We start from the raw sequence: 25,231 nt of genomic DNA, 5'->3' as shown, positions 1-25,231 counted from the left end.
TCAGATACTCGCTTTCTGAATCGAGAATACACGGACAACAGCGTTTTTGTTCAAAAAAAGTATTACTCAACCATGGCACGGGGGATCGTCTCCCGTTCTTTTTGGTTTTTCAATGGCCTGGGCGGGCTTACTTCGGGCAGGGCGTCTTAGAACGTTCTCAATCCTTGAACAAAGCTCGCCTCGGTCGAATATCAAGAAGTTTTCGCGTGAGCATGCGCTTTTTTTCATTAACCTGATACCGACACTCCGGCCGAATCCATGACCAACGACATAATTGAACTTCTCAAGGAAAATCGAAGCATGCTGGTCGAGCGTTGGACGGCTGCGACCCTGCATACCTATCCTTCCGAAAGCGCCCGCTTCTATTCCAAGGAAAATGATCAGTTTCTCAATCCCGTGGGCCACGCCATGAGCAAGGGGCTGTCCGAGATTTTGGACGCCATGCTGACCGGACTGGATGTCCAACAGATCCGTCCAATGTTGGACAGCATGGTCCGCATCCGGGCCGTTCAGGGGTTCGCTCCTTCCAACTCCCTGGCCTTTTTGCTCTTCGTCAAAAAAATCATCCGCGACGAGCTGGGCGCGGAGATTCAGTCCAAGGGCCTGGAAAAGCAGCTCGCGGCCTTTGAGGAGCGGGTCGACGGCGTTTTGTTGGTGGCCTTCGACGTCTACGCTCAATGCCGCCAGACGTTGTCCGACATCAAAAACAGCGAGTTCATCAACCGGCATACCCAGCTTTTGAAGCGGGCCAACCTGATGAGTGAGGAAACCCGTCTTGCCTGACGGGGTGGACGACCATTCAACGCAACCACTGGAGCATCAACAGCAAAGCGAGGTAGGGAAATGGCAGTGTGGTACTCTTTGTTACTCGTCTTGGGAATGTCCCTTTTTGTCTACCTGGGAGCCGGGTTGCTCGGTTTACAGGCCATTTTCGGCATCGTGGTCCCGTATGCGGCGATTCTGGTCTTTCTGATCGGCTTCACCATGCGGGTGTTGGGATGGGCCAAGTCGCCGGTGCCGTTCCGCATCCCCACAACCGCCGGACAACAAAAAAGCCTGGACTGGATCAAGCCGTCCAAAATCGACAGCCCCTACACCACTTGGGGCGTCGTGGGCCGGATGGCCATGGAAGTCCTGCTGTTTCGGTCCTTGTTCCGCAACACCAAGGCTGAAATCACCGAGGGCAAACTGGCCTACGGGTCCAACAAGTGGCTCTGGCTGGGCGGCATTCTTTTTCACTACACCTTTCTGACCATCGTGATCCGACACCTGCGCTTCTTCACCGAGCCCGTGCCGTATTTCGTGCAGGCCCTGGAGAGCATTGACGGCATGTTGCAGATCGGCTCCCCGGTGATTTACCAGACGGACGTCATCCTGGTCGCCGCGCTGCTGTTTCTTCTGGTTCGGCGATTGGCGAGCCCGCAGCTTCGCTACATTTCCCTGCCCGCCGACTACTTTCCGCTGTTCCTGATCCTGGGGATCGCCCTTTCCGGCATCATGATGCGCTACTTCGCCATCTTCAAGGTCGACTTGATGAGCGTGAAGGTCCTGGCCATGGGCTTGGCCACCTTTACCCCCACGATACCGGAAGGGATCGGCGTGATGTTCTTCATTCACCTCTTTTTGTTCAGCGTGTTGCTGGCCTATTTTCCCTTCAGCAAGCTGATGCACCTGGGCGGCGTGTTTCTCAGCCCGACCCGCAACCTGCCCAACGACAGCCGGATGGTTCGCCACGTCAACCCCTGGAACGCCCCGGTGAAGGTTCATACCTACGAGCATTACGAGGATGATTTCCGGGAAAAGATGATCGAGGCGGACCTCCCCGTGGAAAAGCAGGCCTAAAGCCGCTTCCCAGCAGCTGACGGCAAGCAATAGGTAATCAAGATAAGGAGTCGTTATGTCACAAGCGCCAAAGCCAGAAGAATTGCTCCGGGTATCGCATATTCCCCCCAAGAAAGATTGGATGGATCCCCGGGTGGACCTCGTTCCCGGGACGTGGGGGTACCCGGGGAAGGCGAGCAGTCTGGAGACGCTCGGATTGCCCAACCCCCGAGAATGGAACCCCACGGACGAGGATTGGAAGCTGCCTCCCAACTGGAAAGAGATCATTCACGAAGGTCTTAAGGAGCGTCTGGAAAAGTATCGCTCCCTGAAAGTGTTTCTGGACATCTGCGTCCGTTGCGGAGCCTGCGCCGACAAATGCCACTTCTTCATCGGCAGCGGCGACCCCAAGAACATGCCCGTGTTGCGGGCCGAACTGCTCCGATCCATCTACCGCAAGGACTTCACCGCGGTGGGGCGCATGCTGGGTACCTTCGCCGGCGGGCGCGAGTTGACCGAGGACGTGATCAAGGAGTGGTTCTACTACTTTCACCAGTGTACGGAATGTCGGCGCTGCTCCCTGTACTGTCCCTACGGCATCGACACCGCGGAAATCACCATCGTCGTCCGGGAACTGCTCAACCTGATCGGCGTGAACATTGACTGGATCCTCGGCGCGGCGGCCAACTGCTATCGTACCGGGAACCATCTGGGCCTGGAGCCGCACACCTTCAAGGGCAACATCGACTTCCTGGTGGACGACATCGAGGAATACGTCGGCGTTCGCCTGAATCCCACGTTCAACCGCAAGGGCGCGGAGGTGCTGTTCATCGCTCCTTCCGGGGACGTTTTCGCCGATCCCGGCATTTTCACCTACATGGGCTATCTGATGCTCTTCGAGCACATCGGCCTGGACTACACCATCAGCACCTACGCCTCGGAGGGCGGCAACTTCGGGTTGTTCACCAGCCAGGAAACCATGAAGCGGCTCAACTCCAAAATGTACGCCGAAGCCAAGCGTCTTGGCGTAAAATGGATCCTGGGCGGCGAGTGCGGTCATATGTGGCGCGTTCTGCACCAGTACATGGACACCATGAACGGACCGGCGGACTTTCTCGAAGTTCCCAAGTCGCCCATCACCGGGACCGTGTTCGACAACGCCAAGTCCACGAAGATGATCCACATCGTGGAGTTCATGGCCGACCTGATCCGGCACGGCAAGCTCAAGCTGAACCCGAAGCGCAACGACTACCGGCGGACCACCTGGCACGACTCCTGTAACGTGTCCCGCGGCATGGGCATGTTCGAGGAACCGCGCTACGTGCTCAAGAGCGTGTGCAACAACTTCTTCGAAATGCCGGAAAACACCATTCGCGAGCAGACCTTCTGCTGCGGCGGCGGTACCGGCTTGAACGCCGGGGAGTTCGAATACCTGCGGATGATGGGCGGCATGCCCCGGGCGTTCGCGGTCAAGCATGTACAGGAAAAGCATGGCGTGAATCTTTTGGTGAACGTCTGCGCGTTGGACCGGGCCATCCTGCCTCCGTTGATGGACTACTGGGCGCCCGAGGTTTCGGTCTCCGGATTGACGGAACTGGTGGCCAATGCGCTGGTCATGGAAGGAGAGCACGATCGGCCCACCGATCTGCGCGGCGAGGACATTCCAGGCTTGGAGGGGGATGAATAATGTACAACGCCGGTAAAATCATACCTGGACTGGTTATTTTTCTCGGGCTGGTGACGTTTCCGTTCTGGTCGAACATCGGCCGGGCGGCTTTCGAAGCCCCGGAACTGGTCTTTCCCGAGACTGAGGAAGAGTGCGTCGAGTCCGGAGACTGGATGCGCGCCAACCACATGATCCTGCTGGACGATTGGCGGGACCTGGCGGTTCGGGACAATCTGCGCCTGTATAGCAGTGAAACCGGAAAACGCTTCGACATGAGCCTGACCAAGACCTGCCTGTCGAGCCAGTGCCATGCCAACAAGGATACGTTCTGCGATCGATGTCACGATGCCTTGGCCATTGCCCCGCACTGCTGGGATTGCCACGTCGTACCGTCAATAGGGGAGGAATAAGCCATGGCCATAAATCGAAGAACCTTTCTGAAGGCCGCCGGGCTGACGACTTTGGCCGGCGTGGCCGGACACGCGGCGATGGAACTGCTGGCGCCGGGGGCGTTAGAGGCCTCCGGGGCTCCCAAGGTCGGTGAGTATCCCGAGGCCCTGACCGCCAAACGCTGGGCCATGCTCATCGACACGGAAAAATTCACCACGGCCCAGGTGTACCAGAAGTGCATAGATGCCTGTCACGTTTTGCATAACGTGCCGCATATTCCCGGCGATCAGGAAATCAAGTGGCTGTGGACAGACAGTTTCAAGCACGTCTTCCCGGACCAACAGCACGCTTTGGTTCCGGAAAGGATTAAAAATCAGCCTTTTATGGCGCTGTGCAACCATTGCGACAATCCGCCCTGCGTGCGGGTCTGCCCGACCAAGGCCACGTTCAAACGCGACGACGGCATCGTGATGATGGACATGCACCGCTGCATCGGTTGCCGGTACTGCATGGCCGGCTGTCCCTACGGCGCGCGCAGCTTCAATTTCTGGGATCCGCGGCCGTTTATCGAAAACATCGATCCCTATTACCCCACCCGGATGAAAGGCGTCGTGGAGAAATGCACGTTCTGTGAGGACCGGTTGGCCAAAGGGCAGCTTCCGGCTTGCGTCGAGGCCTCGGAAGGGGCGCTGATTTTCGGCGACCTGGCCAACGAGGACTCCGAAGTGCGCCGGGTGTTGCGAGAACGGTACAGCCTGCGTCGCAAGCCTTCCCTGGGGACCGACCCCCACGTCTTCTATCTGATATGAGGTGAGCAAATATGTTGGAAAAAGCGCTACAGGGAAACAAGGCGTACTGGGGGTGGATCGCCTCGCTCCTCGTCGTCATCGGCATCGGTTTCGTCTTTTACGTTTATCAGTTGCAGCAGGGCCTGGGCGTCACCGGTCTGAACCGGGATGTCTCCTGGGGGCTGTACATCGGACAGCTGACCTACATGGTCGGCATCGCCGCCTCGGCGGTCATGCTGGTCCTGCCCTATTACCTGCACGACCATAAAGCCTTCGGAAAGCTGGTCATTTTCGGCGAATTTCTGGCCGTCTCCGCGGTGGTCGTCTGTCTGCTGTTCGTCGTGGTCGACCTGGGTCAACCGCAACGCCTGATGAACGTCATCCTCTACCCTACTCCCAATTCGGTTCTGTTCTGGGACATGGTGGTCTTGAACGGATATCTCTTCCTGAACATCATCATCGGCTGGTCGGTGCTGCACGCCGTCAAGAAAGGCGTTCGCCCGGCTTCCTGGGTCAAGGTCCTGATTTACGTGTCCATTCCCTGGGCCGTGAGCATCCATACGGTCACGGCGTTCCTGTACGCCGGTCTTCCCGGACGGTACTTCTGGCATGACTCGCTGCTGGCGGCCAGCTTCCTGTCCGGCGCCTTCGCGGCCGGTCCCGCCCTGCTGCTGTTGATTCTGATGATCGTGCAAAAGGTTTCGGATCTGAAGATCCCCAAGGAAGCGATTCAGACCATGACCAAGATCATCACCTATGCCTGGGCCATCAATCTGTTCATGGTGCTGTTGAAGATCTTTTCCGCCTACTACAGCCAGTACCCCGCAAAGATGGCCGCCTTTGACTACATGTTCGGAGGATACGGTGGAGAACAGCTGATGCCCTGGATGTGGAACTTCGTGTTCTTGGGCGTCGTGTCCCTCGCCTTGCTGGTCATCCCCAGTACCCGGAACAATCCGGTGACCATGACCATCGCCCTGATCATGGTGTTCGTCGCCGGCTGGATCGACAAGGGCCTGACCCTGGTCATCGGCGGGTTCATTCCCAACCCCTTCAAGGTGCATACGGAGTACTGGCCGACGATTCCCGAGGTGTTCATCTCCGTGGGCGTGTATGCCGTGGGTCTGTTGATCCTGACCGTCCTGTACAAGGTGGCTCTTGCGGTGCAGAGGGAATCCGCGTCGTAGGCGCTATCGGACGCATTCTCGAATCCAAACCTGCAAGCCCGCCGCGATACCTGAACCGCGGCGGGCTTTTCTTTGGGCCGACGGCCCGGGAAATTCAATGCTTGAAACCACGGCCGAGATTGGTGAGAAACACCGTTGGTCCCATACGCGAAACTGTAAAATATTCCTATTCAAATTCGCCCTTCACGCTCTTGACATAACAGCCCAAACGTCTCAAGAATATCTGGTCGTTCGGCTTTCCTGAAGGGCAATGGGCGTGCCGAGAGCTCGGATTTCCAGCGCCAGGACCACGACCAGCGCGTTATTTTGGTTGTCTTTTGAGGATGGGGCGCTTTTCGTCCGGATACGGGACGACCTCGCCCGTGGCGTCGGGAGTGCGACGCCGAAGCACAACAACCTGCTCGCGGAATTGATCCCGAGCAGATTTCATTCAAACTGGAGGTAGAAAATGGGTTGGAAGATTACTGTTGATGTCGACAAGTGTACCGGCGACGGCGAGTGTGTCGATGTTTGCCCTGTTGAAGTCTATGAACTTCAGGACGGCAAGGCCGTTGCCGTGAATGAAGAAGAATGCCTGGGCTGTGAATCATGCATCGAGGTCTGTGAATCCAACGCCCTCACGGTCGAGGAAGTCTAGACGCCGACTTTTTTTCATAACTGTCATTCGTTTTTGCCAAAAGGAGGGTCGCCCTCCTTTTGGCGTTTTAGGAGTACGGCATGCCATCTGATTTTTCACCATTTTTCACGAAATACGAACAACTTTTGAAGGATGTGGACAAGGTTTTCAGCACGGTCAAGGACCAGCATCCGGACTGCGTGACCTGCACGACGGGATGCAGTGACTGTTGCCACGCCGTTTTCGACTTGCCCTTGATTGAAGCCTTGTACTTGAATCACCATTTTCATGGTGTTTTGCCCAAGGAAACCAAGGACCAGATTCTGACCAAGGCCGACCAGGCGGATCGCACGGCCTATAAATTGAAATTTCAGGCCCACAAGCGGCAGCGCTCCGGTGAAGATACGGATGCCATTTTGGAAGACATGGCCCGCGAACGAGTTCGTTGTCCGCTGCTCAATTCCCAGGATCGTTGCGACCTTTACGCATTCCGGCCCATTACCTGCAGACTGTACGGCATTCCGCAGGAAGTCGGCGGCAAGGCCAGGACGTGCGCGCTTTCCAAGTTTTCACCCGGCGCTCCGTATCCCACGGTCCATGTGGACAAGATCCACCATGCACTGGCCGCGCTGAGCATGGAGTTGGTGGCCTCCTTAAATACGAAGTACAATCAGATGGCCGATATGCTCGTCCCTCCGTCCATGGCTCTGCTCACGGTATACGACGACGAGTACTTGGGGCTGCAAACGTCATCTGGCTGTTCTTCAGGCGGTTGCGGTCCGGCCAAAAAGGACGGTTGCTCGTGTGGTCCGAACGAGTGTGATCCCGGGAGCTGCGAGCCATGTCGGAAATAGACGAACAGCAAGAGCAGAAACGGGCCATTTACGAGAGCCTTTCTCCTCGGGCCAAAACCTATGTCGCCAAGCTCGGGTACGACAAGTGGGACCCGTTTCAGAAGCCCAACGATCCGCTGGATCTGCGCAAATTCACCACGGACAAGACCGCTCGGGCCATGGCCATGGGCTTTTTGCAGCAACGTAAGGAAGAGCATTATTCCAACACGTATGCCAAAGCCGTGTTGGACATGTGCATGGGACTGATGGACAATGATGAGCGCTATCTGGCCATGTACGAGTTTTGCCGTTGGTATCAGGGGCAGCCGCAGCCCCATGAAGACGTTTTGGAACAACGGACGTTTCGCCGCGACTGAACCATCCCCGGTTCAGACGTCACGGCAATTGTGAGTTTTTTAACGGACTGATGTCCCGCAACCAATTGGAGCGATCATGACCGCGTCCTCGAACATCGACGATTTTATCAAGGAAAAAAAAGACCAGCTTGCCCAGAACGACGATTGCGGCAACTCGCACTACAATCTGGGCGTTGCCTACCTATCTCAACGCAAATGGAAGGAAGCTGAAGAGGAATTCTTCGCCGCGGTGGAGTCCTCGCCCACTTTGGCCGAAGCATACGTGCAACTGGGCGGTATCCGGATGTACCAGAACGATCTGGAGGGCTGCCTGTATTTCAACCAAAAAGCCCTGGAAGTGCGTCCCAAGTTTCCTGTACCGTACGGTAATATCGGCTTTGTGCATCTCCAGAACGGCGAGCCGGAAAAGGCGCTGGAACCGCTGAAGCAGGCCCTTTTGCTGCAACCACGATTCATCCAGGCGCATACGACCCTGGCCAGTGCCTATTATGCCCTGGGCGATCTGGAAAAGTGCATTGACCATTGTGAGCGGGCGTTGAAGGTCGAGCCTCGGTTCGCCCCTGCCTACAATAATCTTTCCCTTTGCTATTTTGACCAGGGAAAATTCGATCTGGCGCTGGAAAACATGGACAAGGCCCTGGAATATGGCTTTGAGGTGGTTCCTGAGTTCCGGGCCCGGCTCGAAGAGCACCGTTCCTGAACTTTGGAGGCGGGGTTCGAAAAGAGCGTTCATTTCCGATGGGGGACAGGGAGATCCTGATGGCGCATTTCAAGTCCATGAAACGGGATTTTTCAATATTCCTGCCGCTGAACGACTGGCGGGAACGGCTGGAGCCTTATCTCGAGCAACCGCCCCGCAAGGTTTTGGGACCGCTTTTTTCTCTGCTCCTGGCCCCGGAACCGCTCTTGAAGTGGCGGGCCGTATCGGCTTTCGGGGTGACGGTGGCCAGGCTGGCGGAGCAGGACTTGGAGTCGGCGCGGGTAGTCATGCGCCGATTGATGTGGAATTTGAATGAAGAGTCCGGAGCCATTGGCTGGGGAGCGCCGGAGTCCATGGGCGAGAGCATGGCCCGGTGTCCCCGGCTGGCCGTGGAGTTCAACCGGATCCTGATTTCCTTCGCCCAGGAACCGACGTCCGGCGACGGCAACTATCTCGACCACGAGCCGCTGCGGCGCGGAGTCTACTGGGGCATGGCCAGATTGGCCGAAAAGCAGCCGGATTTGGTTCAGCGGGGCCGCGCGACGTTTCTTGAGCTATTGAGGGATGAAGACGCGGGAAAACGGGCTATGGGGCTATGGGGGCTGGGTTCGGTGGGAAACGGGCCAGAAGTCGCGTCCGCCGTGCGTCTTCTTGTCGACGACCACCATGTCGTCGTGTTGTACCGCAATGAGCAGTTGCGGGAATACGGCGTCAACGACCTTGCCCGGGAAGCCTTGAACAAGGTCGAAGCTTGATTTCCAGCCGGGCTACGTTTGATCGCTCTCGGGTCCGTTTTCCCGGTACCGTCGCGCCGCCGCGACGAAGTTCACGGCCCAGGTCGGCACTCCCAGGGCGTGAAGGTGGGTGTAGCAGGCAAAGGTGTTGCGGAAAACCAGCCCGTCCCGGTTTTGGTCGATGCCGCTTCCCCGCTGCATTTCCAAGCTAAAAGACACGTCCGGCGGCAACGGGGTGACGCACTTGGAGTAATGAAATTCATGGCCGGTGAATTCCAGCCCTACTGCATGAAAGGGGTTGGGATGGATCACCTTGGCCACGGTGTAGCCATGCCCCTGGGGCTTGGCGCAAAGCATGGTCTGGACCGGAAAAACCCCGGCCATGGGATAGACGATTTCCCGGCAGATCAGGCTTTGCCCCAAGTACATGAACCCGCCGCATTCCGCGTAGATGGGCAGCCCTTGCCCAGCGAGCCGGAAGACCAAGGCCCTCGTGGCCTCGTTTTGGGCCAGCTGTTCGGCCTGGGTTTCCGGAAAACCGCCCCCTAGATAGAGTCCGTGAATTACCGGCCACGGCGCTGGCGTGAGCAGACTGAGTTCCACCAGTTCCGCGCCATTGCGTCGCAATTCCTCTAAATTCTCCCGGTAATAAAACCAGAGCGCCGCGTCCCGGACTACTCCGATGCGCACGGTATGTCCCTGGAGCGGGGCAAGCTTCGCTTTCCCTTGCCGAGGAGGCTGCAGAGCTGATTCCGCAGTCTCTTTTGGCGGATGCGATTCGTGCTCCCCGGTTTGGGGTTCAGTACCACCTTCTGCCTCGTTACCGGTTGTAAAGCAACATCCACGAGAACTGCCTGTTGGGGCATCAGGCAAAGGCACGGCGGATGCGCTGGCGGCGATTGCGCGAATGGCCTCGATGTCCAGGCAGTCACGGGCGATGGCGGCGAGGTTGCGCAGGGTGGTTTCCGCCTCGGCGCATTCCTGGTCCGAAACAAGGCCCATGTGACGTTCCGGGATGGGATCCGGTTTGATCTTCGGAAGAATCCCGACCACCGGGACATCCGTGTACTGCTCGATGCATTGACGGAGAATGGTCTTGTGGCGCGGTCCGGCGGTGCGATTGAGAATGACCCCGGCCAGACGCAGGTTCGGCTCAAAGGTCCGGCAGCCCAGGACCAGGGCCGCCACCGTGCGGGTCATCTTGGTGCAGTTGATGATCAGCACCACCGGCGTTTGGAGCAGCCTGGCCAATTCCGCGGTGGAACAGGAACCGCTGGTGTCCTTGCCGTCGAACAGCCCCCTGTTGCCCTCGATTAAAGCCATGTCGGCCGTTGCGGACTCCCGCAGGAAAAGCCGTACCAGCGAATCGCCGGGCATCATGAACGGGTCGAGATTGGAGGTCTCCCGTCGAGCCGCCAAGCCGAGCCAGGCGGCATCAATGTAGTCCGGCCCTTTTTTAAAGGGTTGGACCCGCAAGCCGAGATCGGTCAGGGCGCGACACAGGCCTAATGAAAGGATGGTTTTACCCGCTCCACCACTGAGACCGGCCAGAATAAGGCGAGGAGGGGTGTCCACGGGATGGATGCGAGGCAAAAAGGAAAGGTTTGGAGCAAAAAGGGGGAAGTGCAATCAGTACTGGGGGCGTCCCAAAATAGTTCTGTTCTGTATTTCACGATGCGAGAACGCATGCTTTGTCGCCGACTGTCGCGATCAGCTCAGTGAGTTGGCCACCGAAACCTTTCATCACGAAGTAGCGGGCATGACGAAATATTTTGGGAACCCCCGCGGAAATGTCGATCTTATTCGCCTTCGCCGGCCTGCTGCTTGCCGGCACCCTTGAGGCCGTAAAAGGTGGTGCTGCCGCTGGACCAGTATTCCAGAATTTCTTCGTTGACCATCTGGCCCAGAATTTTTTTGGCGTGCAGGGTTTTGATTTCCGGAACCATGGCGGTCAAGTCCTTGAAATAGAATTTGGACTTGCTTTTGCTTTTGGCCTTCATGCCGTCGATTATGGCTTGTTTTGCCGCTGCGTCATCCATGAGATTCTCCTCGGTTTATAAACCGGCCTGGGGGCGGGATGCCCCCAGGCGGTGATTGCGGGTTGGTTTAGAACTTGAAGTTCGTGGTCTGACGCCAGGTCTCGTAGGCGGGATCGCGGAAGTCGTCGATCAAGTGCCAGGTGAACTCCAGGTCGCAAACTTCGAAGAAGCGCTCCCAGCCGATTCGCTCGGCCCATTCGCCCAGACGCTCGTACTTGTGGGCGCCCTTGGAGTAGGCATCCACGATCTGGCGGACTTTCTTGACCAGCGTGGGCCAGCGGGGCGGCTCGTTGGGCACGAAGTCCACGACGACCTTGGAGAACTTCGGGTTGCTGATCCGGTTGGACACCTTGCCGCCGACCATGATGATCAGGCCGTCGCCGCCTTTGCCGTCGGACAAGGGCAGGGCCGGACACATGGTGTAGCAGTTGCCGCAGAACATGCAGCGTTCGTTTTTGATGGCCACGGAGTTGACCTTGGTGCCGTCAGGCATGTCGACCTTGGTCGGGCGGATGGCGGCGGTGGGGCAGGCGGCCACGGCCAAAGGCACTTCGCAGATCTGGTCCAGGACGTTGTGGTCGATGATCGGAGGCTTGCGGTGGTAGCCGACGAAGCCGATGTCCGAGCAGTGCACCGCGCCGCACATGTTCACGCAACAGGCCATGGAGACGCGCAGCTGCGCGGGCAGGCGCATATGGGTGAACTCCTCGAACAGGTCGTCCATCACGGCCTTGACCGTTCCGGAAGCGTCCGTGGCCGCGGTGTGGCAATGCACCCAACCCTGGGTGTGGATGATGTTGGTCATGCCCGCGCCGGTGCCGCCGATGGGGAACTTGAAGCTGCCGCCGTCATGCTTGCGGCTGAGCAGGTCTTCCTTCAGCGGGGCGACCTTGTCCTTGCTGTCCACCATGAACTCGACATTGTTTCGCGTTGTCCAGCGCAGGTGTCCACCGCAATGCTTGTCGGCGATTTCACACATTTCCCTGATGGTTTGTACGCCCATCAGGCGCGGGGAGCCGACGCGAATGGTGTACACTTCGTCGCCGCTCTCGGCTTTGTGCATCAGAATGCCGGGCTCCAGAATCTCATGGTACAGCCATTTGCCGTAGTTCTTTTTCAGAACCGGCGGCAGGAACTCTTGGTAGTGCTTGGGGCCGATATCCGTGATCCGGTCCTTCATCGGCTGTTTCGGATCATATCCTGAGGAAATGAATGCCATTTTTGTTACCTCCTGGGCTCGTTACATTTTGTGTCGGCTTCTGTAGTCTGCGATCTGCCGGTCCCAACCGCCGGGCACTTCTTCTTCCTTCCAGAAGATGTACGGGTTGGTCCGCGGCTCCTGAACCACGCGAGCATCGACCTCGACTTCCAGAACCTGCAGGATCTTGTACAGGCCGACGCGCTTCATGGTTTCACCGATGCGCTCACGGTTCTTGCCTTCTTCCATCCAGAACTCGAACAGCTTCTCGATCAGGTCCTTGATCTCGGTGTAGGGGGCTTCGCACTTGATGAAGGGAACGACCAGGGTGCCCATCTGGGCACCGTCCAGGATCGGGGCCTTGGCGCCCAGGAGCATGGCGCAGCCGGTGTCCTCGCCGATGCGCAGGGCGCGCGGCATGGCGTTGATGCAGTGCATGCAGTGGTTGCACTCTTTGTCGTTGATTTTCAGGGTGTCGCCTTCCATCCACATACACTTGGTCGGGCAGAGGTCGATGATCTCCTTCTGGATGTCGAACTTGCCCCAGTCGCGGCCGGAGTGGGCGCCGCCGTTCGGGGGAATCTCGCCGCCGATGTAGGCCTTGACCGCTTTCTGATCAATGCGGATGTTGTCCTTCCACAGGCCGATGAAGGACAGGTCGGAGCGGGCGATGGAGGCCACGCAGCCGTTGGGACAGCCGTCCATCTTGAACTTGAATTTGTAGGGGAAGGCCGGACGGTGCAGGAAGTCCTGGTACTCGTTGGTCAGGTCGTGGCAGAGATCCTGCGCGTCGATGCAGGCGTACTCGCAACGGGATTTGCCCAGACAGCAGGCCGGGGTGCGCAGGTTGGAGCCGGAGCCGCCCAGGTCGGTGTCCAGCTTGTGGGTCAGTTCGTAGAAGATTTCTTCCAACTGCGGGGTGGTGGTGCCCAGCCAGACGATGTCGCCGGTGGAGCCGTGCATGTTGGTCAGACCGCTGCCGCGGAATTCCCAAAGGTCGCAGAGCTTATTCAGGAAGTCCGTGGTGTAGTACAGACCCGAAGGCTGGTTGACGCGGACGGTGTGAAAGTGCGCGACGCCGGGGAACTGTTCGGGGGCGTCGCAGTAGCGGCCGATGACGCCGCCGCCGTAACCGAAAACGCCGACGATGCCGCCGTGCTTCCAGTGGGTCTCGCCGTCGTTGTAGGAGAGTTCCAGCACGCCCAACAGGTCGTCACAGACGTCCACCGGGATCTGGTACTCAACACCTTTTTCGTTCTTCGCCCTGGACTCCGCTTCCCGCTTGATGTCGGAAACAAAGCTGGGCCATGGTCCTTTTTCCAGCTCGTCCAACAACGGGGTCTTGTGTTTCGCCATTGTTCTGCCTCCTCGAAGGGTTTAGGGGGGTTCATCAAACAAAACAGAAGGGGAAACGGCTCCGCATTCAACCGAACATTCTCCGGGAGAATGCGACCACGTCAGCCCCCTTATGCGCAAAATGAATCCGCAAAATGAATCCAATGAACGGATTGAAGCTCTTGGAAATATGCTTCGTGAAAATTATTACAACCGCAAAGCTCTTATTGTCAAGGCAAAGGCTCATTGCGCGAGTTTGGGCACCCAAAGGGGGATGAGGTCGGCGGAAAAAAGTAGAGTTTTTTTGGCAATTTCTTTTGAATTTTAGGCTATTATGTCTTGCGCGCGGCGTATGGCCTTCATTCCGTAACTGCTGGGCAGGGTCTTGCTGTTGAATATTTTTCCCTCGGCCCGAAACGGCCGCAGCTTGTTGTTCAGAAGTTGAATTTGGTCCGCGAGTCTGCGTTTATAGGGGAAAAGCTGCGACGCGCTCTTGCGTTCCTCCAAAAAGAGGATCACCTGGATGCGCGGCGAGGGGTCCTTGTGAAAGAGGGCGCGTGCAAAGGGTCGCATTTCCGGGACGTCCCAGCGCCGGGCCGCGATGAGGCCGGAGAGGCTGTCCCGGACTTTCTGAACCACTTCCGAAACCAGCCGGCCGGAGAGCAGGCGCTGGCGGTTGCGGGACTCATGCCCGCTGAGGTCCTTGACCTCAATGAGCAACAGGTCGCCGGGCGAGCCGGTGCCCGGGCGAACAGCCAGGAAGTCCACGGCCTTGGTCCCTTCCACCCGGAGCATGGTGCTTCGGTAGAACTTGGTGTCGTCGTACTTGCAGACCGTGAGGTCACGGGCAAAGCGGAAGAGCAGTTCCCCCTCGACGTATTCGGTCATCGGAGCGCCTTCTTTGGATGCGCGCTCGGAGGTTCCTGGTCATTTTCCGGGTTTTTCGCCTGGTCCGTTTCCAAATACTGCTCAAGGTAGCGATCGCTCTGATCCAGTTCCTCTTCCAGGGCCGCGATGTTGGGCAGTCCCTCGATGTCTTCGTCCTGGTGGGCGGCGACTCCGGAACTGTTGTATTCCAGTCCGGTGTACAGGGTCTCCACGGCATGGGACCGGTTCAGCAGGGCCAACTCTCTGAGCAGAAAAAGACTGTGGGTGGCGATGACCACCTGAATTCCGGCCTGGGCCGTGACCAGCAGCGCCTGGGCAACTTTGCGGATCAACCTGGGGTTCAGATTGCTGTCCGGTTCATCCCAAAATAGCGTGCATCCTCGACACAGGGTCCCGTTCAGCAACAAGTACGCCAGTTGGGCGATCTTGCGCAACCCTTCGGCCAGCAAGCCGATTTCCAGCTTGCCTTTGTCGCTGGTGATGACGTGAAAACGCCCGTGCTCCAAGAGGACCTTGCCTCGCAGAATGGTCTCCAGTTCTTGAATCAGGGAGGCCACCGGGTGCAATTGAGACGGTTTCAACGGTCCGGCCTGGAATTTTCGGCACAGGTCGTAATAGGTCTCGTCCATGGGCAGCTCGCGGCGTTCATAGGAGCCGACCAGGCTCGGGAAGAGGGACAGGGCTTCCTTGGGGGGAAGCATCACCGGGGAGGTGGCGATTTTAGGGGGAGTGTGCGCTTCGATGACCACCTTTTTGCGGCTGTTTGGCGCGAAGCTGAAGCGCAGGGCATGCCCTTGGAAGTCGGCGTGCACCACGCAGCGCGACCGCCCGGAAGCCCGTCCGGAATTTCTCTTGGCCAGTCCGCCCAGAAAATCCGGTCGAAACACGGCCACCAATTTTTCCGCGATCCGTTCGTCTAGGTGGAAATGGATTTCCGGAGCCGTTTCCTCGGAACTCTCGCTTTGCAGGGCGCTGACAACATAGGCCAGTTTCAGCAGATGGCTCTTGCCCGTGCTGTTTTCTCCGATAATGACGTTCAAACCGGGAGTGAAGCGCAGCTTGGCCTCGGCGAACAGGGAAAACCGGGAGACGGCGAGCGATGTCAGCATGGCGGGGCGCTCCGGCTTTGGGTGAAAGGGGGGGCGGGTCAGTCCGTTTGGAGCTGATCAGGGATTTCGTTTTTGTGTCTTTCCGCTGGAAACACTTGCATGGAAAGGGAAGATGGTCAATGTTGTTTCGGAGTTGATGCAGGGCAGATTTGTTCTCGATCCACCCACTTTCTGATATCGGTATCGAAATCGAAATCGTGATCGAAATCGAACGTCATATCCAAGAAGATGGCGTGATCACGGAGTAGTGCTCAGTGTTTTCCGATTTCGATTTCGATTGCGATTGCGATTTGGATTTTTGATGAGAACAGATTTGTCCTTGGAGTTGACGTCTCACACCAAATTCATGTCGATGGAGAACGCCGCATGAACAGAACATCCGTTTTTCAGGCCGTGAGCGCCCCCGGGCCGCTGGGCTCCATTCTGGTTCGAGGCTGGGCGCGCACCAGGCGGGATACCAAGGAAGTCACGTTTTTGGAGATCAACGACGGCTCCTGTCTGAAAAACGTGCAGGTCGTCGTGGACCACGCCGTGGCGGACAAGCGGTTCAAGGACGTGAACACCGGGGCTTCGGTGGAGATTCATGGCGAGCATGTTGCATCACCGGCTTCCGGACAGAACTGGGAGGTGCGGGCCGAGCGGGTCGTGCTCATCGGCATGGCGGATCAGGAAACGTATCCGCTCCAGAAAAAGCGCCATTCGGACGAGTTCCTGCGGACCATCGCCCATCTGCGACCCAGAACCAACAAGTACGGAGCCTTGGCCCGGATCCGGTCCGAGGCGGCCTTTGCCGTGCATGATTTTTTTCGCGGGCGGGGCTTCTGGCATCTGCATGCGCCGATTTTGACCGGCTCGGACTGCGAAGGAGCCGGGGAGATGTTCCGGGTGACCAGTCTTCCCCCGGAGTACCGGCCCAAGCCCGGAGCCGATGCCCACGCCGAGGATTTTTTCGGACGACAGGCCAATCTGACCGTTTCCGGTCAATTGGAGGCAGAACTGTACGCCTGCGCCCTGGGCAAGGTCTACACCTTCGGACCGACCTTTCGGGCCGAAAATTCCAACACTCCGCGCCATGCCGCGGAATTCTGGATGATCGAGCCGGAGTTCGCCTTCGGGGACCTAGCCGAAGACATGCAACTGGCCGAAGACCTGACCAAGGCCATGGTCAGGCACGTCGTGGAGCATCGCGCGGACGACCTGGAACTGTTCGGCAAGTTCGTGGACAAGACCCTGCTCGGCGACCTGGAAATATTGCTGGCCAAGCCCTTTGCCCGGATATCCTACGCCCAGGCCATTGAAATCCTGGAGGACAGCAAGCGCGATTTTGAATTCCAGGTGCTGTTCGGGTCGGACTTGCAGACCGAGCACGAGCGTTTCCTGGCCGAGGAGCACTTCAGGCAGCCGGTGATCGTTTACGACTACCCGCGGACCATCAAGCCGTTCTACATGCGTCTGAACGACGACGGCGACACCGTGGCGGCCATGGACCTGCTCGTCCCCCGGGTAGGGGAACTGGTGGGCGGGAGCCAGCGCGAGGAGCGGCTGAACATCCTCTCGGACCGGATGGACGAGCAGGGCCTGAACAAGGACGCCTACTGGTGGTATCTGGACATCCGCCGCTTCGGCTCCGCGCCCCACGCCGGTTTCGGTATGGGATTCGAGCGCTTTCTGATGATGATCACCGGCGCCACCAACATCCGGGACGTGATCCCCTTCCCTCGTACGCCGGGGCATCTGGAATTTTAATTGAGATAAAGACCGATTAAGCGTGAATGCGTTCTAAAGGACGGATGGCGGTCAACTCCTTGCTCGTCCGGTCGAACGCTACGTCCAGGTCGTAACGTGTCTGCAAGTTCATCCAATAGCCCGCGCTCTGCCCCAATGCTTTTTCAAGTCGCAGAGCCAAATTTGCGCTAACGGGGCGAAGCCCGCGAAGCACCAAGGAAAGCCGCATAGGCGTCGTCCCGATATGGAACGCAAACTGTCGGGCGCTGATGTCCAATTCTTGCAGTGTTTCACGGAGATACTCTCCAGGGTGTACGGGGTCGAGTTTTTTCATGTCGTTTCGCTCCAATATCTAATGATAATCCATGATTTCCACATCTTCAGCATCCGTCCCTGTCCACCTGAAGCATATTCGCCATTGATCGTTGATGCGAATGCTCCACTGGCCGACCCGATCGCCCTCGAGAGACTCAAGACGGTTCGAAGGGGGCAAGCGCATATCTTCGATACGCATGGCGGCATCAATCTGGTTCAGCTTGGCAAAGGCTCGCTGTTGGATGATATGCGGCAGTTTGCGAGATCGATCCCGTCGAAATATTTTCTCGGTTTCAGAACAGCGAAAACTGATAATCATAAAGTGTAAACATCTTGTTTATGCTTGGCAAATATTGTCAGCCTTGACGAAAAAACTCACCCCAATCCCATCTCCGGCGTCATCTCCTTGCCCGTCAAATCCGTATCATATCCCCCTAGATCGCGGATTTTCGCCTGTAACGCCTCTGAGCGGATCAGTTCCAGGATCGTGGCGATTTTCGGATCGTCCGCGAATTGTCTGGGGATGAGCAGGTCGTAGCGTTCCCGGGCCAGGGGCACGAAGTCCAGGTTCAGGGCCTTGGCCGCGGCGAAGATGCCCAAGCCGCAGTCCGCCGCGCCGCTGAGCACGTTCACGGCCACGGCCATGTGCGTGTACTCCTCCTTGTCATAGCCTTTGACCGAGTCCGGGGCGATGTCGGCCTGTTTGAGGTGGTGGTCCAGGAGGATGCGCGTTCCCGCGCCGCGTTGACGGTTGATGAAGGTCAGGTCGGGCCGGGCCAGATCCTCGACGCCCCGGATGCCCTTGGGATTGCCTTTGGCCGTGATCAGCCCCTGGTGGCGGATGGCCAGGTTGATCACCAGCAGGTCCAGGCCGGGGAGATATTTGGCCAGGAACGGGAAGTTGTAGTCCGCTGTTTCGGGATCAAAGAGGTGGCACCCGGCCAGATGGGCCGCGCCGTTGCGCAGGGCGGTCAGGCCGCCCATGCTGCCCACGTGGGTGGAGGTCAGGCGGAACGGCTCGGTCAGGCCCATGAGTTCGTTGGTCAGCAGGTCCAGCGTGTTGTCGTGGCTGCCCACACAGACGATGGTCCGTTCAATCTCGGCTTCAGGGACCAGCAGTTCGGCTTCCAGCAGAGCCCCGGCCTCCACGCCCTCGCTGTGCATGGGGATCCGGGCGATGCCCTGGGCCTTGGTCAGGGTGGTGATCATCCCCGCGCCCCGGGCCAGGGGCGTGGCCACCCATTTTGCGCCCACTCGGCCGATGGCCAGGCGCATGAATTCCTGCACCCCCAGCTTGGACGGCGTCTTGCGGGTCAATTCCACCTGGACCTTGAGCCGAGTGCCCGGGTCGTGGCGGCCCATCCAGGCGGCCAGGGGCCGGACCAGTTCCTCGAAACAGATCACCGCGCTGACCGGGTACCCCGGAGCGCCCACCAGCAGTTTCCCGCCAGCCTCGCCCAGGAGCGACGGCTTGCCGGGCATGGCAGCGATGCCGTGCACCAGGATTCGGCCATGGGTTTCCATGACCGTGCGGGTGAAATCCTTGGTCCCGGCGGAGGAACCCGCGCCGATGACCACGATGTGCGCGTCTTCCAGTGCCTTGCCCACGGCCTTGGTCAGAGCGTCCAGCTCGTCCCGCACCGGCGGCGTCCTGCTGACCACGCAGCCCCAGGATTCACCCAGGGCCTTGAAGACCTGGGAATTGCTCTCCACCACCTGGCCGGGCCTGGGCTCCGGCCTGGTGGTGAAGTCCAGCACCTCGTCCCCGGTGGGGATGAAGGCGATGCGCACCCGCTCCCAGACCTCCACCTCCCAAATTCCGGCGCTGAGCAGCGCGCCCACGTCAAAGGACGTGATCCGGTGGTTCTGCGGCAAGAGTAGCTCCGTGGCCACGATATCCTCCCCGATGCGCCGGACGTGCTGCCAGGGAAAGGTCGGCGCCTCGATGGCGATGGTTTGCTCATCCACCTGGACCACCTGTTCGATCATGATCACCGCGTTGGTCCCCTCGGGCATGGCGTGGCCGGTGTTCACGGGCCGGTAGCCCTTCCCCAGTTTCAATTCCAGGGGCCGTCCCTCCCGGGCCGTAAAGGTGGCTTCCGCGTTCACAGCCACCCCGTCCATGGCCGCGCTATGAAACGTCGGGCTGGAATACCGCGAAAAAATCGGCCCCGCCGTGACCCGACCCAAGGCCTCATGGGACGGGATGACTTCCCGCCGGATCAAGCGCTCGCGGTCCAAGGCTTCCTTGGCCGCGGCCACGGCTTCGGGAATGGGGATGGTGGTCAGGTAGATGGATCGTTGAAAGGTCATATGCATCCTCGCAGGTCAGTGGTGCTCAGGGTAGTGGGGTGTGAAAGGCATGTAAGTAGTCGTCTCAAAGTGTGTCATATCCGCAAAAGCAGGCACCCAGTTTTTTCATCCGGCATTACTTCTCAGCCTTGGGTACCGCAAGGATAAGGTTTTCTCAAGGAAAAGGGGCATCATGTTTGTTTAGGTTTATTATGGTAATTTTTAGTCACTATGTTTGTCTATTCAAAAATATATTGACGATGAATGACGCAAAATGTATCCAGAGCGCACCTTGCGCATCACTGTCTCACCGGAGGATTCTGTGAAGAATTTGTTGTCCACCAAGGAAGTGGCTCAGTTGCTCGATGTGAACGAGAAGATGGTCTACGGCCTGATTGCCGAGAAGGGGCTGCCGGCTACCAAGGTGACCGGGAAGTGGCTCTTTCCCAAGCATCTCGTGGAGCAATGGATCGAGAACACCACTCAGAATTTTCCCTCCCCGGCCTCTCCCCTGCCCCCGTATCACGGCCTGCTGATCGTGGCCGGCAGCGATGATCCGTTGCTGGAACGGACCTTGAATCTGTTCAACAAGACCTTTCCCAAACACCTCGCGGTCTACGGCAACGTGGGCAGCTTCGGCGGGTTGAAGGCGTTGCGCAACAACTTGTGTCACATGGCCTCCAGCCATTTGATCCAGGCCGAGGACGGGGACTTCAATTTCCAGTTCGCCGAAGAGGAATTGTCCGCGCCTCCGGCGGTGATCAATTTTTGCTTCCGGGAGCAGGGCCTGATTCTGCCCAAGGGCAACCCCCTGAACATCCGTTCCGTGGCTGACTTGGGCCGCAAGGAAGTCCGGGTGGTCAACCGGCCTCTGACCACGGGCACGCGCCTGCTCTTTGACCAGCATTTGGAAAAAGCAGGCGTGGCCGCGGAGACCATGGTCGGATACGGCAACGAGGTCCATCGGCATCTGGACATCGGGCTGGAGGTTCTGGCCGGGCGAGCGGATGTCGGCCCGGGCATCCGGGCCGTGGCAGGGATTCTTGAGCTGGATTTTTTGCCGCTGGGCCGGGAGCGGTTCGACCTGCTGATCTCCCGGGAACGTTTTTTTGACAAGGGAGTCCAGCAGTTTCTTGGGCTGCTTCACGACGCGACGTTTCAGCGCCAGGCCGAGTCTCTGACCGGATACGACATCTCCCAGGCCGGGCGGACGATCTATCCCAGGGATTCGGAGAACGGGCAATAGTGTGAAGAAATTGTTGTCCTTAACCGCAATATGAAAAGGAGATTTGCATGCGGAAAATCGTTTTCATTGTAATGAGCGCTGCTCTTGTATTGGCGGCTCTCCCGGCCCTGGCCCAGGACAAGGTGATCACCATGAGCACCACCACCAGCACCGAGGCTTCGGGGTTATTGGATTATTTGTTGCCGGAGTTTCTCAAGGACACCGGCATCACCGTGCGGGTGATGTCCAAGGGCACCGGCGCGGCCCTGAAGGACGGCATGGACGGTAACGCGGATGCTGTTTTCGTCCATGACAAAGCCCGGGAAGACAAGTTTGTCGCCGACGGCTACGGCACGAAGCGGTATTATGTGATGTACAACGACTTCGTCATCGTCGGCCCGGAGAGCGATCCGGTCGGCATCAAGGGTGCTCCCAGCGTCGCCCAAGCCTTCAAGCGTATTGCCGCGGCCAAGGCTCCTTTCGTGTCCCGGGGTGACGACAGCGGCACGCATGGTCGGGAAAAGCAGCTTTGGGAAGCCACCGGGCTGGCCCTGACGGATGCAAAGTCCCCCCTGGATGGCGGCAACTGGTATTTTTCCATCGGTCAAGGCATGGGCGCGGCCCTGGTTTTTGCCGAGGAAAAAGACGGGTACGTCTTGTCTGACCGGGGTACCTATCTTAACTACAAGCTCGGCCGCTCCGAGCCCTTTGAACTGGTGGTGGTCTACGATGGCGACGACATGCTCAAGAATCCCTACGGCGTTATTCCGGTCAATTCGGAAAAACATCCCCATGTGAAGTTCGACCTGGCCGATACCTTCGCCCAATGGTTGGTCTCCGAGCGCGGCCAGCAGGTCATCGGCAGCTATCAGCTCCACGGTCAACCGCTGTTCTTTCCGGATGCCAAATAGGGTGACGGAAAAACACGACCCAACATGATAACCCACCCTTGACGGGTTATGCCTGCACGCAGGGGCGGGAGTGTTTCCCGCTCCTGTGATTTCCTCTGGCATCTGACTCCTGAATTCTGACTTCTGAACTCTGACTTCTATCCCCCTCCCTCCTTATGGATTTCCTCGCCCAAAGCATCATCGAAGCCCTCCGGATGATCTGGTCCCTGGACCCGGAGATGTACTTCATCGTCTACGTTTCCCTGTACGTCAGCTTTTTTTCCACGATCATCGCCTCGATTCTGGGCGTGCCCTTCGGCTTTCTGATCGCGGTCAAGGAGTTTCGGGGCAAGCGGGCCGTGATCACGATCCTGAACACCATGCTGGCCCTGCCCACGGTTGTTATCGGGCTGCTCGTCTATGCCTTCCTGTCCCGGCGGGGGATGCTCGGCCACCTGGGTCTGCTCTACACGCCCAAGGCCATCATCGTCGGCCAGGTGATTCTGATCCTGCCCTGGGTGGCCACCTTCACCATGGCCGCGGTCAGCCGGATCGATGAGCGCTATCGCCGCACAGCCCTGACCCTGGGCGCCAACACCCTGCAAGCGGCCCTGGCCGTGGCCCGTGAGGCCCGGTTCGGCATCCTGGCCGCGATCATCGCCGCATTCGGCCGGGTCATCGCGGAAATCGGCATCGCCATGATGCTGGGCGGGAACATCAAGGGCTTCACCCGGACCATGACCACGGCCATGGCCCTGGAGCATAACAAAGGCGAATTCGTCCTGGCCGTGGCCCTGGGGATTGTGCTGCTGGCCGTGAGTCTGATCATGAACGTGGCCCTGCAACTGGTTCAGGGCAAGTACGGGAGCAGCAGGTGAGTTTGTACGCGTTGCGCAATCTGCGGCAGGTTTTTGAAGGCCGGACAGTACTGGACATCGACGCCCTGGAGCTTGCCCCGGGGGGCAGTTACGCCCTTCTCGGGCCCAACGGTTCGGGCAAGACCACCTTGCTGCACGTTCTGGCCTTTTTGCGGCCGCCGGTGCACGGGGAGGTTTATTTTCAAGGCCGCCGCGTGGAATGGCGGGACAGCGCCCTGACCGCCTTGCGGCGCAAGGTGGTGCTGGTGGATCAGCATCCGATCATGTTCTCCACCACGGTGCTCAAGAACGTGGAATACGGCCCCAGGATGCGCGGCGTGTCCGTACGGGAGCGGCGCAAGACCGCCGAACAATGTTTGGAGCGCGTCGGCATGTCCGCCTTTGCCCAGCGTCCGGCCCACCTGCTGTCCGGCGGCGAAACCCAGCGCGTGGCCATTGCCCGGGCCATGGCCTGCCGCCCCGAGGTGATGCTCTTCGACGAGCCCACGGCCAGCGTGGACGTGGAAAATCAGGCCGTCATCGACGGGGTGATTCGGGAGTTGCGCAAGGACCAGGGTGTTTCCATCATCTTTTCAACGCACAAGCGTTTGGAGGCCTCGAGGCTGGCTGATGAGAAGATATTTTTGTTCGAGGGACGACTCACGGGACCGGGCGGAGAAAATCTGCTTTCCTGCGACCTTGTTCACGGAGACCGGGGAGCGCTCTGCGTTGTCGGAGACAACGTCGCCCTCCCCGTGCAAACGTCGCGCTCCGGCCCGGGGCGGGTCTTCATCAAACCCCAACTGATCAGGCTTATCCCCTTGGATGCTGCACAAGAAGAGTCGTCCGAACAAGGGCATGTCGGTGAAGTATTGCAGATGACCGCGGAAGGTCCAAACATCAAGGTGCTTCTGGATATCGGCGTACCCCTCCGGACCTTGCTGAGCAAGGGTGAAGCCAGACATCTCGGCGTCATGGTCGGGGATAAAGTGCGCGTGCGAATTGATCCGGAAGCGATAGAGCTGGCCTGATGATCAGAGTGATGACAGGCTTTCCATCCCGTACGTCGACAATCCACTACACAACGAGGTTATCACAATGAAAAACAAGCAGTTTGCGTTCCTTCTCATGGCGGCCTTTCTGGTCCTCCCCATGCAGGTCAAGGCTGAACAGGTCAGCCTGTACGCCGCCGGCAGTCTGCGGGCGGCCCTGACCGACGTGGCCAAGGCGTTTGAAGCCAGGACAGGAAATTCGGTCGCGACGGAATTCGGTCCTTCCGGGCTGTTGCGACAGCGCATCGAACAGGGCGAGGTGGCCCACGTCTTTGCTTCCGCGAACATGGCGCACCCGCAAAACCTCGTCGGCCAGGGCCAAAAGGGGCCGGTGGCCCTGTTCACCCGGAACAACCTGTGCGCCCTGGCCCAACCGGGACTGTCCGTCACCACGGCCACCCTTTTGGACGTAATGCTCGATCCCGTCGTGCGGGTGGGCACGTCCACGCCCAAGGCCGATCCTTCCGGGGACTACGCCTTCGAACTCTTCGGCAAGGCCGACCAGCTCAAGTCCGGCAGTACGGCAACCCTCTCGGCCAAGGCCCTGCAACTCACCGGCGGTCCGGACAGCCCCAAGGCCCCGGAAGGCCGCAATCTCTATGCCTGGGTCATGGATGAACAAAAGGCGGACGTTTTCCTGACCTACTGCACCAACGCCGTGTTGGCCAAGAAGGAGCTGCCGCACTTGCAGATCGTCTCCATCGGACCGGAACTCTCCGTCGGGGCGGACTACGGCCTGCTCGTCCTGGATGGCGCTTCGCAGGAAGCCTGGCGGCTGGCCCTGTTCATCTTGTCTCCCGAAGGTCAGAAAATACTTGGAGACTACGGCTTCGTGGTTGGTGGTCTGCCGGCCAAACATCCTCAAGGTTAGCAAGAAGTTGTAATGGTATTTCCCTTGCAGGCTGGTTTCAATCGTTCAGTTCTGAACGGGAGAAGGCTTGGCCGGAGGAAATTCGCGTTCAAAAATTTCCCACAAGTGAAGCTGGATTGGAAAGGCGTGCAGCGCGAGGGTGGCGTCCCAGTTGAAACGCTCCGGGGTCAGGTAGCGGCCCTTGTCCAGGACATGGCGCTCCACCAGATCCAGGTCCGAAAAAAACAAGGCTCGTCAGCAAAATTTGTGGGTGAACACTGGTTCGGGCAGATCTCCAAGTGTATGATATAAGGCAATTTTTTGCACTTCGATGCTCCGAAAAC

At 58.6% G+C, this 25,231-nt stretch carries 27 protein-coding genes; 17 read left to right on the top strand and 10 right to left on the bottom strand.

The genetic code is table 11. From position 1 onward, the window contains the following. The first annotated feature begins 258 nt into the window (after nt 1-258). The 11 genes from AC559A_RS08295 to AC559A_RS08245 all read left to right on the top strand — a co-directional run bounded on the left by AC559A_RS08295 (nt 259) and on the right by AC559A_RS08245 (nt 9,133). Entirely contained in the window at nt 259-783 is a 525-nt protein-coding gene (locus AC559A_RS08295) for an RsbRD N-terminal domain-containing protein (protein ID WP_498817390.1), read from the top strand. A 60-nt stretch (nt 784-843) separates the two neighbouring features. Next, a complete protein-coding gene (dsrM, locus tag AC559A_RS08290) occupies nt 844-1,842 on the top strand; it encodes a sulfate reduction electron transfer complex DsrMKJOP subunit DsrM (RefSeq protein WP_028572104.1) in 999 nt (332 codons plus the stop codon). Nucleotides 1,843-1,897: 55 nt separating this feature from the next. Continuing rightward, nucleotides 1,898-3,508, top strand: coding sequence for a sulfate reduction electron transfer complex DsrMKJOP subunit DsrK (gene dsrK, locus AC559A_RS08285; RefSeq protein WP_028572105.1), 1,611 nt, complete (start codon nt 1,898-1,900; stop codon nt 3,506-3,508). Further along, nucleotides 3,508-3,897: a sulfate reduction electron transfer complex DsrMKJOP subunit DsrJ gene (gene dsrJ / locus AC559A_RS08280; protein ID WP_028572106.1), complete on the top strand. Its 390-nt coding sequence runs from the start codon at nt 3,508-3,510 to the stop codon at nt 3,895-3,897. The genes dsrK and dsrJ overlap by 1 nt, the downstream gene beginning before the upstream one ends. Before the next feature lie 3 nt (nt 3,898-3,900). Continuing rightward, entirely contained in the window at nt 3,901-4,686 is a 786-nt protein-coding gene (gene dsrO, locus AC559A_RS08275) for a sulfate reduction electron transfer complex DsrMKJOP subunit DsrO (RefSeq protein WP_028572107.1), read from the top strand. A gap of 11 nt (nt 4,687-4,697) precedes the next feature. Further along, nucleotides 4,698-5,852 carry a sulfate reduction electron transfer complex DsrMKJOP subunit DsrP gene (dsrP, locus tag AC559A_RS08270; protein ID WP_028572108.1) on the top strand — a complete coding sequence of 385 codons (1,155 nt, stop codon included), beginning with the start codon at nt 4,698-4,700 and terminating at the stop codon, nt 5,850-5,852. 448 nt (nt 5,853-6,300) lie between these two features. Beyond that, a complete protein-coding gene (locus tag AC559A_RS08265; protein WP_028572109.1) occupies nt 6,301-6,489 on the top strand; it encodes a ferredoxin in 189 nt (62 codons plus the stop codon). An 80-nt stretch (nt 6,490-6,569) separates the two neighbouring features. Next, on the top strand, nt 6,570-7,322 hold the full coding sequence (locus tag AC559A_RS08260; protein ID WP_498817386.1) for a YkgJ family cysteine cluster protein: 753 nt from the start codon (nt 6,570-6,572) through the stop codon (nt 7,320-7,322). Further along, nucleotides 7,310-7,678, top strand: a complete 369-nt coding sequence (locus AC559A_RS08255) for a hypothetical protein (RefSeq protein ID WP_035261582.1) — start codon at nt 7,310-7,312, stop codon at nt 7,676-7,678. The genes AC559A_RS08260 and AC559A_RS08255 overlap by 13 nt, the downstream gene beginning before the upstream one ends. A gap of 76 nt (nt 7,679-7,754) precedes the next feature. Then, nucleotides 7,755-8,378, top strand: a complete 624-nt coding sequence (locus AC559A_RS08250) for a tetratricopeptide repeat protein (RefSeq protein WP_028572110.1) — start codon at nt 7,755-7,757, stop codon at nt 8,376-8,378. Between the two features lie 59 nt (nt 8,379-8,437). Next, nucleotides 8,438-9,133: a DVU0298 family protein gene (locus AC559A_RS08245; RefSeq protein ID WP_498817384.1), complete on the top strand. Its 696-nt coding sequence runs from the start codon at nt 8,438-8,440 to the stop codon at nt 9,131-9,133. Nucleotides 9,134-9,145: 12 nt separating this feature from the next. Here the strand turns inward: AC559A_RS08245 and AC559A_RS08240 are convergent, their stop codons facing one another. The 6 genes from AC559A_RS08240 to AC559A_RS08215 all read right to left on the bottom strand — a co-directional run bounded on the left by AC559A_RS08240 (nt 9,146) and on the right by AC559A_RS08215 (nt 15,681). Beyond that, nucleotides 9,146-10,687 (bottom strand): cobyrinic acid a,c-diamide synthase CobB, encoded by a 1,542-nt coding sequence (locus AC559A_RS08240; RefSeq protein WP_498817382.1) that lies wholly within the window; start codon nt 10,685-10,687, stop codon nt 9,146-9,148. Nucleotides 10,688-10,911: 224 nt separating this feature from the next. Then, nucleotides 10,912-11,151 (bottom strand): dissimilatory sulfite reductase D family protein, encoded by a 240-nt coding sequence (locus AC559A_RS08235; RefSeq protein WP_028572113.1) that lies wholly within the window; start codon nt 11,149-11,151, stop codon nt 10,912-10,914. Between the two features lie 67 nt (nt 11,152-11,218). Further along, a complete protein-coding gene (dsrB, locus tag AC559A_RS08230) occupies nt 11,219-12,370 on the bottom strand; it encodes a dissimilatory-type sulfite reductase subunit beta (protein WP_028572114.1) in 1,152 nt (383 codons plus the stop codon). Between the two features lie 21 nt (nt 12,371-12,391). Then, the gene (gene dsrA / locus AC559A_RS08225; RefSeq protein WP_028572115.1) at nt 12,392-13,705 is read right to left on the bottom strand and encodes a dissimilatory-type sulfite reductase subunit alpha; all 1,314 of its coding nucleotides are present in this window, start codon (nt 13,703-13,705) and stop codon (nt 12,392-12,394) included. Nucleotides 13,706-14,008: 303 nt separating this feature from the next. Beyond that, a complete protein-coding gene (locus AC559A_RS08220; protein ID WP_498817379.1) occupies nt 14,009-14,572 on the bottom strand; it encodes a hypothetical protein in 564 nt (187 codons plus the stop codon). Beyond that, nucleotides 14,569-15,681: an AAA family ATPase gene (locus tag AC559A_RS08215; protein WP_498817377.1), complete on the bottom strand. Its 1,113-nt coding sequence runs from the start codon at nt 15,679-15,681 to the stop codon at nt 14,569-14,571. The genes AC559A_RS08220 and AC559A_RS08215 overlap by 4 nt, the downstream gene beginning before the upstream one ends. A 366-nt stretch (nt 15,682-16,047) precedes the next feature. Here AC559A_RS08215 and asnS point away from each other — a divergent pair, with 366 nt between their 5' ends. Further along, nucleotides 16,048-17,427, top strand: coding sequence for an asparagine--tRNA ligase (asnS, locus tag AC559A_RS08210; protein ID WP_498817376.1), 1,380 nt, complete (start codon nt 16,048-16,050; stop codon nt 17,425-17,427). A 16-nt stretch (nt 17,428-17,443) separates the two neighbouring features. Here the strand turns inward: asnS and AC559A_RS08205 are convergent, their stop codons facing one another. From AC559A_RS08205 to AC559A_RS08195, 3 genes are read right to left on the bottom strand one after another with little or no spacing between them, the layout of a single operon-like run. Beyond that, nucleotides 17,444-17,740, bottom strand: a complete 297-nt coding sequence (locus tag AC559A_RS08205) for a HigA family addiction module antitoxin (protein WP_498817374.1) — start codon at nt 17,738-17,740, stop codon at nt 17,444-17,446. Between the two features lie 18 nt (nt 17,741-17,758). Continuing rightward, nucleotides 17,759-18,040, bottom strand: a complete 282-nt coding sequence (locus AC559A_RS08200) for a type II toxin-antitoxin system RelE/ParE family toxin (protein WP_498817373.1) — start codon at nt 18,038-18,040, stop codon at nt 17,759-17,761. 56 nt (nt 18,041-18,096) lie between these two features. After that, a complete protein-coding gene (locus tag AC559A_RS08195; RefSeq protein ID WP_498817371.1) occupies nt 18,097-20,034 on the bottom strand; it encodes a molybdopterin biosynthesis protein in 1,938 nt (645 codons plus the stop codon). Nucleotides 20,035-20,335: 301 nt separating this feature from the next. Between AC559A_RS08195 and AC559A_RS08190 the strand changes: the two genes are divergently transcribed. The 5 genes from AC559A_RS08190 (at nt 20,336) to AC559A_RS08170 (ending at nt 24,908) form a co-directional block, all read left to right on the top strand. After that, nucleotides 20,336-21,259 carry a substrate-binding domain-containing protein gene (locus AC559A_RS08190; RefSeq protein ID WP_498817370.1) on the top strand — a complete coding sequence of 308 codons (924 nt, stop codon included), beginning with the start codon at nt 20,336-20,338 and terminating at the stop codon, nt 21,257-21,259. A 47-nt stretch (nt 21,260-21,306) separates the two neighbouring features. Next, entirely contained in the window at nt 21,307-22,149 is an 843-nt protein-coding gene (locus AC559A_RS08185; RefSeq protein ID WP_498817368.1) for an ABC transporter substrate-binding protein, read from the top strand. A gap of 194 nt (nt 22,150-22,343) precedes the next feature. Further along, nucleotides 22,344-23,006, top strand: a complete 663-nt coding sequence (locus AC559A_RS08180; RefSeq protein ID WP_498817366.1) for an ABC transporter permease — start codon at nt 22,344-22,346, stop codon at nt 23,004-23,006. After that, nucleotides 23,003-24,016, top strand: coding sequence for an ABC transporter ATP-binding protein (locus AC559A_RS08175; RefSeq protein ID WP_498817364.1), 1,014 nt, complete (start codon nt 23,003-23,005; stop codon nt 24,014-24,016). The genes AC559A_RS08180 and AC559A_RS08175 overlap by 4 nt, the downstream gene beginning before the upstream one ends. Before the next feature lie 67 nt (nt 24,017-24,083). Then, the gene (locus AC559A_RS08170; RefSeq protein WP_498817362.1) at nt 24,084-24,908 is read left to right on the top strand and encodes a molybdate ABC transporter substrate-binding protein; all 825 of its coding nucleotides are present in this window, start codon (nt 24,084-24,086) and stop codon (nt 24,906-24,908) included. Nucleotides 24,909-24,953: 45 nt separating this feature from the next. On the opposite strand, the gene AC559A_RS08165 is transcribed toward AC559A_RS08170, so the two are convergent. Next, entirely contained in the window at nt 24,954-25,136 is a 183-nt protein-coding gene (locus tag AC559A_RS08165; protein WP_498817360.1) for a hypothetical protein, read from the bottom strand. Nucleotides 25,137-25,231 lie beyond the last annotated feature (95 nt).

It is taken from the genome of Desulfonatronum zhilinae, assembly GCF_900182865.1.
GTDB classification, from domain to species: Bacteria; Desulfobacterota; Desulfovibrionia; order Desulfovibrionales; family Desulfonatronaceae; genus Desulfonatronum; species Desulfonatronum lacustre.
Note: the sequence above shows the minus strand (reverse complement) of the source record. Positions and strands in the feature narration are given on the sequence as shown.

Excerpts from the sequence above, each read along its gene's own strand:
- AC559A_RS08295 (WP_498817390.1), top strand. The coding sequence starts at position 259 with ATGACCAACGACATAATTGAACTTCTCAAGGAAAATCGAAGCATGCTG.
- dsrM (WP_028572104.1), top strand. The coding sequence starts at position 844 with ATGGCAGTGTGGTACTCTTTGTTACTCGTCTTGGGAATGTCCCTTTTT.
- dsrK (WP_028572105.1), top strand. The coding sequence starts at position 1,898 with ATGTCACAAGCGCCAAAGCCAGAAGAATTGCTCCGGGTATCGCATATT.
- dsrJ (WP_028572106.1), top strand. The coding sequence starts at position 3,508 with ATGTACAACGCCGGTAAAATCATACCTGGACTGGTTATTTTTCTCGGG.
- dsrO (WP_028572107.1), top strand. The coding sequence starts at position 3,901 with ATGGCCATAAATCGAAGAACCTTTCTGAAGGCCGCCGGGCTGACGACT.
- dsrP (WP_028572108.1), top strand. The coding sequence starts at position 4,698 with ATGTTGGAAAAAGCGCTACAGGGAAACAAGGCGTACTGGGGGTGGATC.
- AC559A_RS08265 (WP_028572109.1), top strand. The coding sequence starts at position 6,301 with ATGGGTTGGAAGATTACTGTTGATGTCGACAAGTGTACCGGCGACGGC.
- AC559A_RS08260 (WP_498817386.1), top strand. The coding sequence starts at position 6,570 with ATGCCATCTGATTTTTCACCATTTTTCACGAAATACGAACAACTTTTG.
- AC559A_RS08255 (WP_035261582.1), top strand. The coding sequence starts at position 7,310 with ATGTCGGAAATAGACGAACAGCAAGAGCAGAAACGGGCCATTTACGAG.
- AC559A_RS08250 (WP_028572110.1), top strand. The coding sequence starts at position 7,755 with ATGACCGCGTCCTCGAACATCGACGATTTTATCAAGGAAAAAAAAGAC.
- AC559A_RS08245 (WP_498817384.1), top strand. The coding sequence starts at position 8,438 with ATGGCGCATTTCAAGTCCATGAAACGGGATTTTTCAATATTCCTGCCG.
- AC559A_RS08235 (WP_028572113.1), bottom strand. The coding sequence starts at position 11,151 with ATGGATGACGCAGCGGCAAAACAAGCCATAATCGACGGCATGAAGGCC.
- dsrB (WP_028572114.1), bottom strand. The coding sequence starts at position 12,370 with ATGGCATTCATTTCCTCAGGATATGATCCGAAACAGCCGATGAAGGAC.
- dsrA (WP_028572115.1), bottom strand. The coding sequence starts at position 13,705 with ATGGCGAAACACAAGACCCCGTTGTTGGACGAGCTGGAAAAAGGACCA.
- AC559A_RS08220 (WP_498817379.1), bottom strand. The coding sequence starts at position 14,572 with ATGACCGAATACGTCGAGGGGGAACTGCTCTTCCGCTTTGCCCGTGAC.
- AC559A_RS08215 (WP_498817377.1), bottom strand. The coding sequence starts at position 15,681 with ATGCTGACATCGCTCGCCGTCTCCCGGTTTTCCCTGTTCGCCGAGGCC.
- asnS (WP_498817376.1), top strand. The coding sequence starts at position 16,048 with ATGAACAGAACATCCGTTTTTCAGGCCGTGAGCGCCCCCGGGCCGCTG.
- AC559A_RS08205 (WP_498817374.1), bottom strand. The coding sequence starts at position 17,740 with ATGAAAAAACTCGACCCCGTACACCCTGGAGAGTATCTCCGTGAAACA.
- AC559A_RS08200 (WP_498817373.1), bottom strand. The coding sequence starts at position 18,040 with ATGATTATCAGTTTTCGCTGTTCTGAAACCGAGAAAATATTTCGACGG.
- AC559A_RS08195 (WP_498817371.1), bottom strand. The coding sequence starts at position 20,034 with ATGACCTTTCAACGATCCATCTACCTGACCACCATCCCCATTCCCGAA.
- AC559A_RS08185 (WP_498817368.1), top strand. The coding sequence starts at position 21,307 with ATGCGGAAAATCGTTTTCATTGTAATGAGCGCTGCTCTTGTATTGGCG.
- AC559A_RS08180 (WP_498817366.1), top strand. The coding sequence starts at position 22,344 with ATGATCTGGTCCCTGGACCCGGAGATGTACTTCATCGTCTACGTTTCC.
- AC559A_RS08170 (WP_498817362.1), top strand. The coding sequence starts at position 24,084 with ATGAAAAACAAGCAGTTTGCGTTCCTTCTCATGGCGGCCTTTCTGGTC.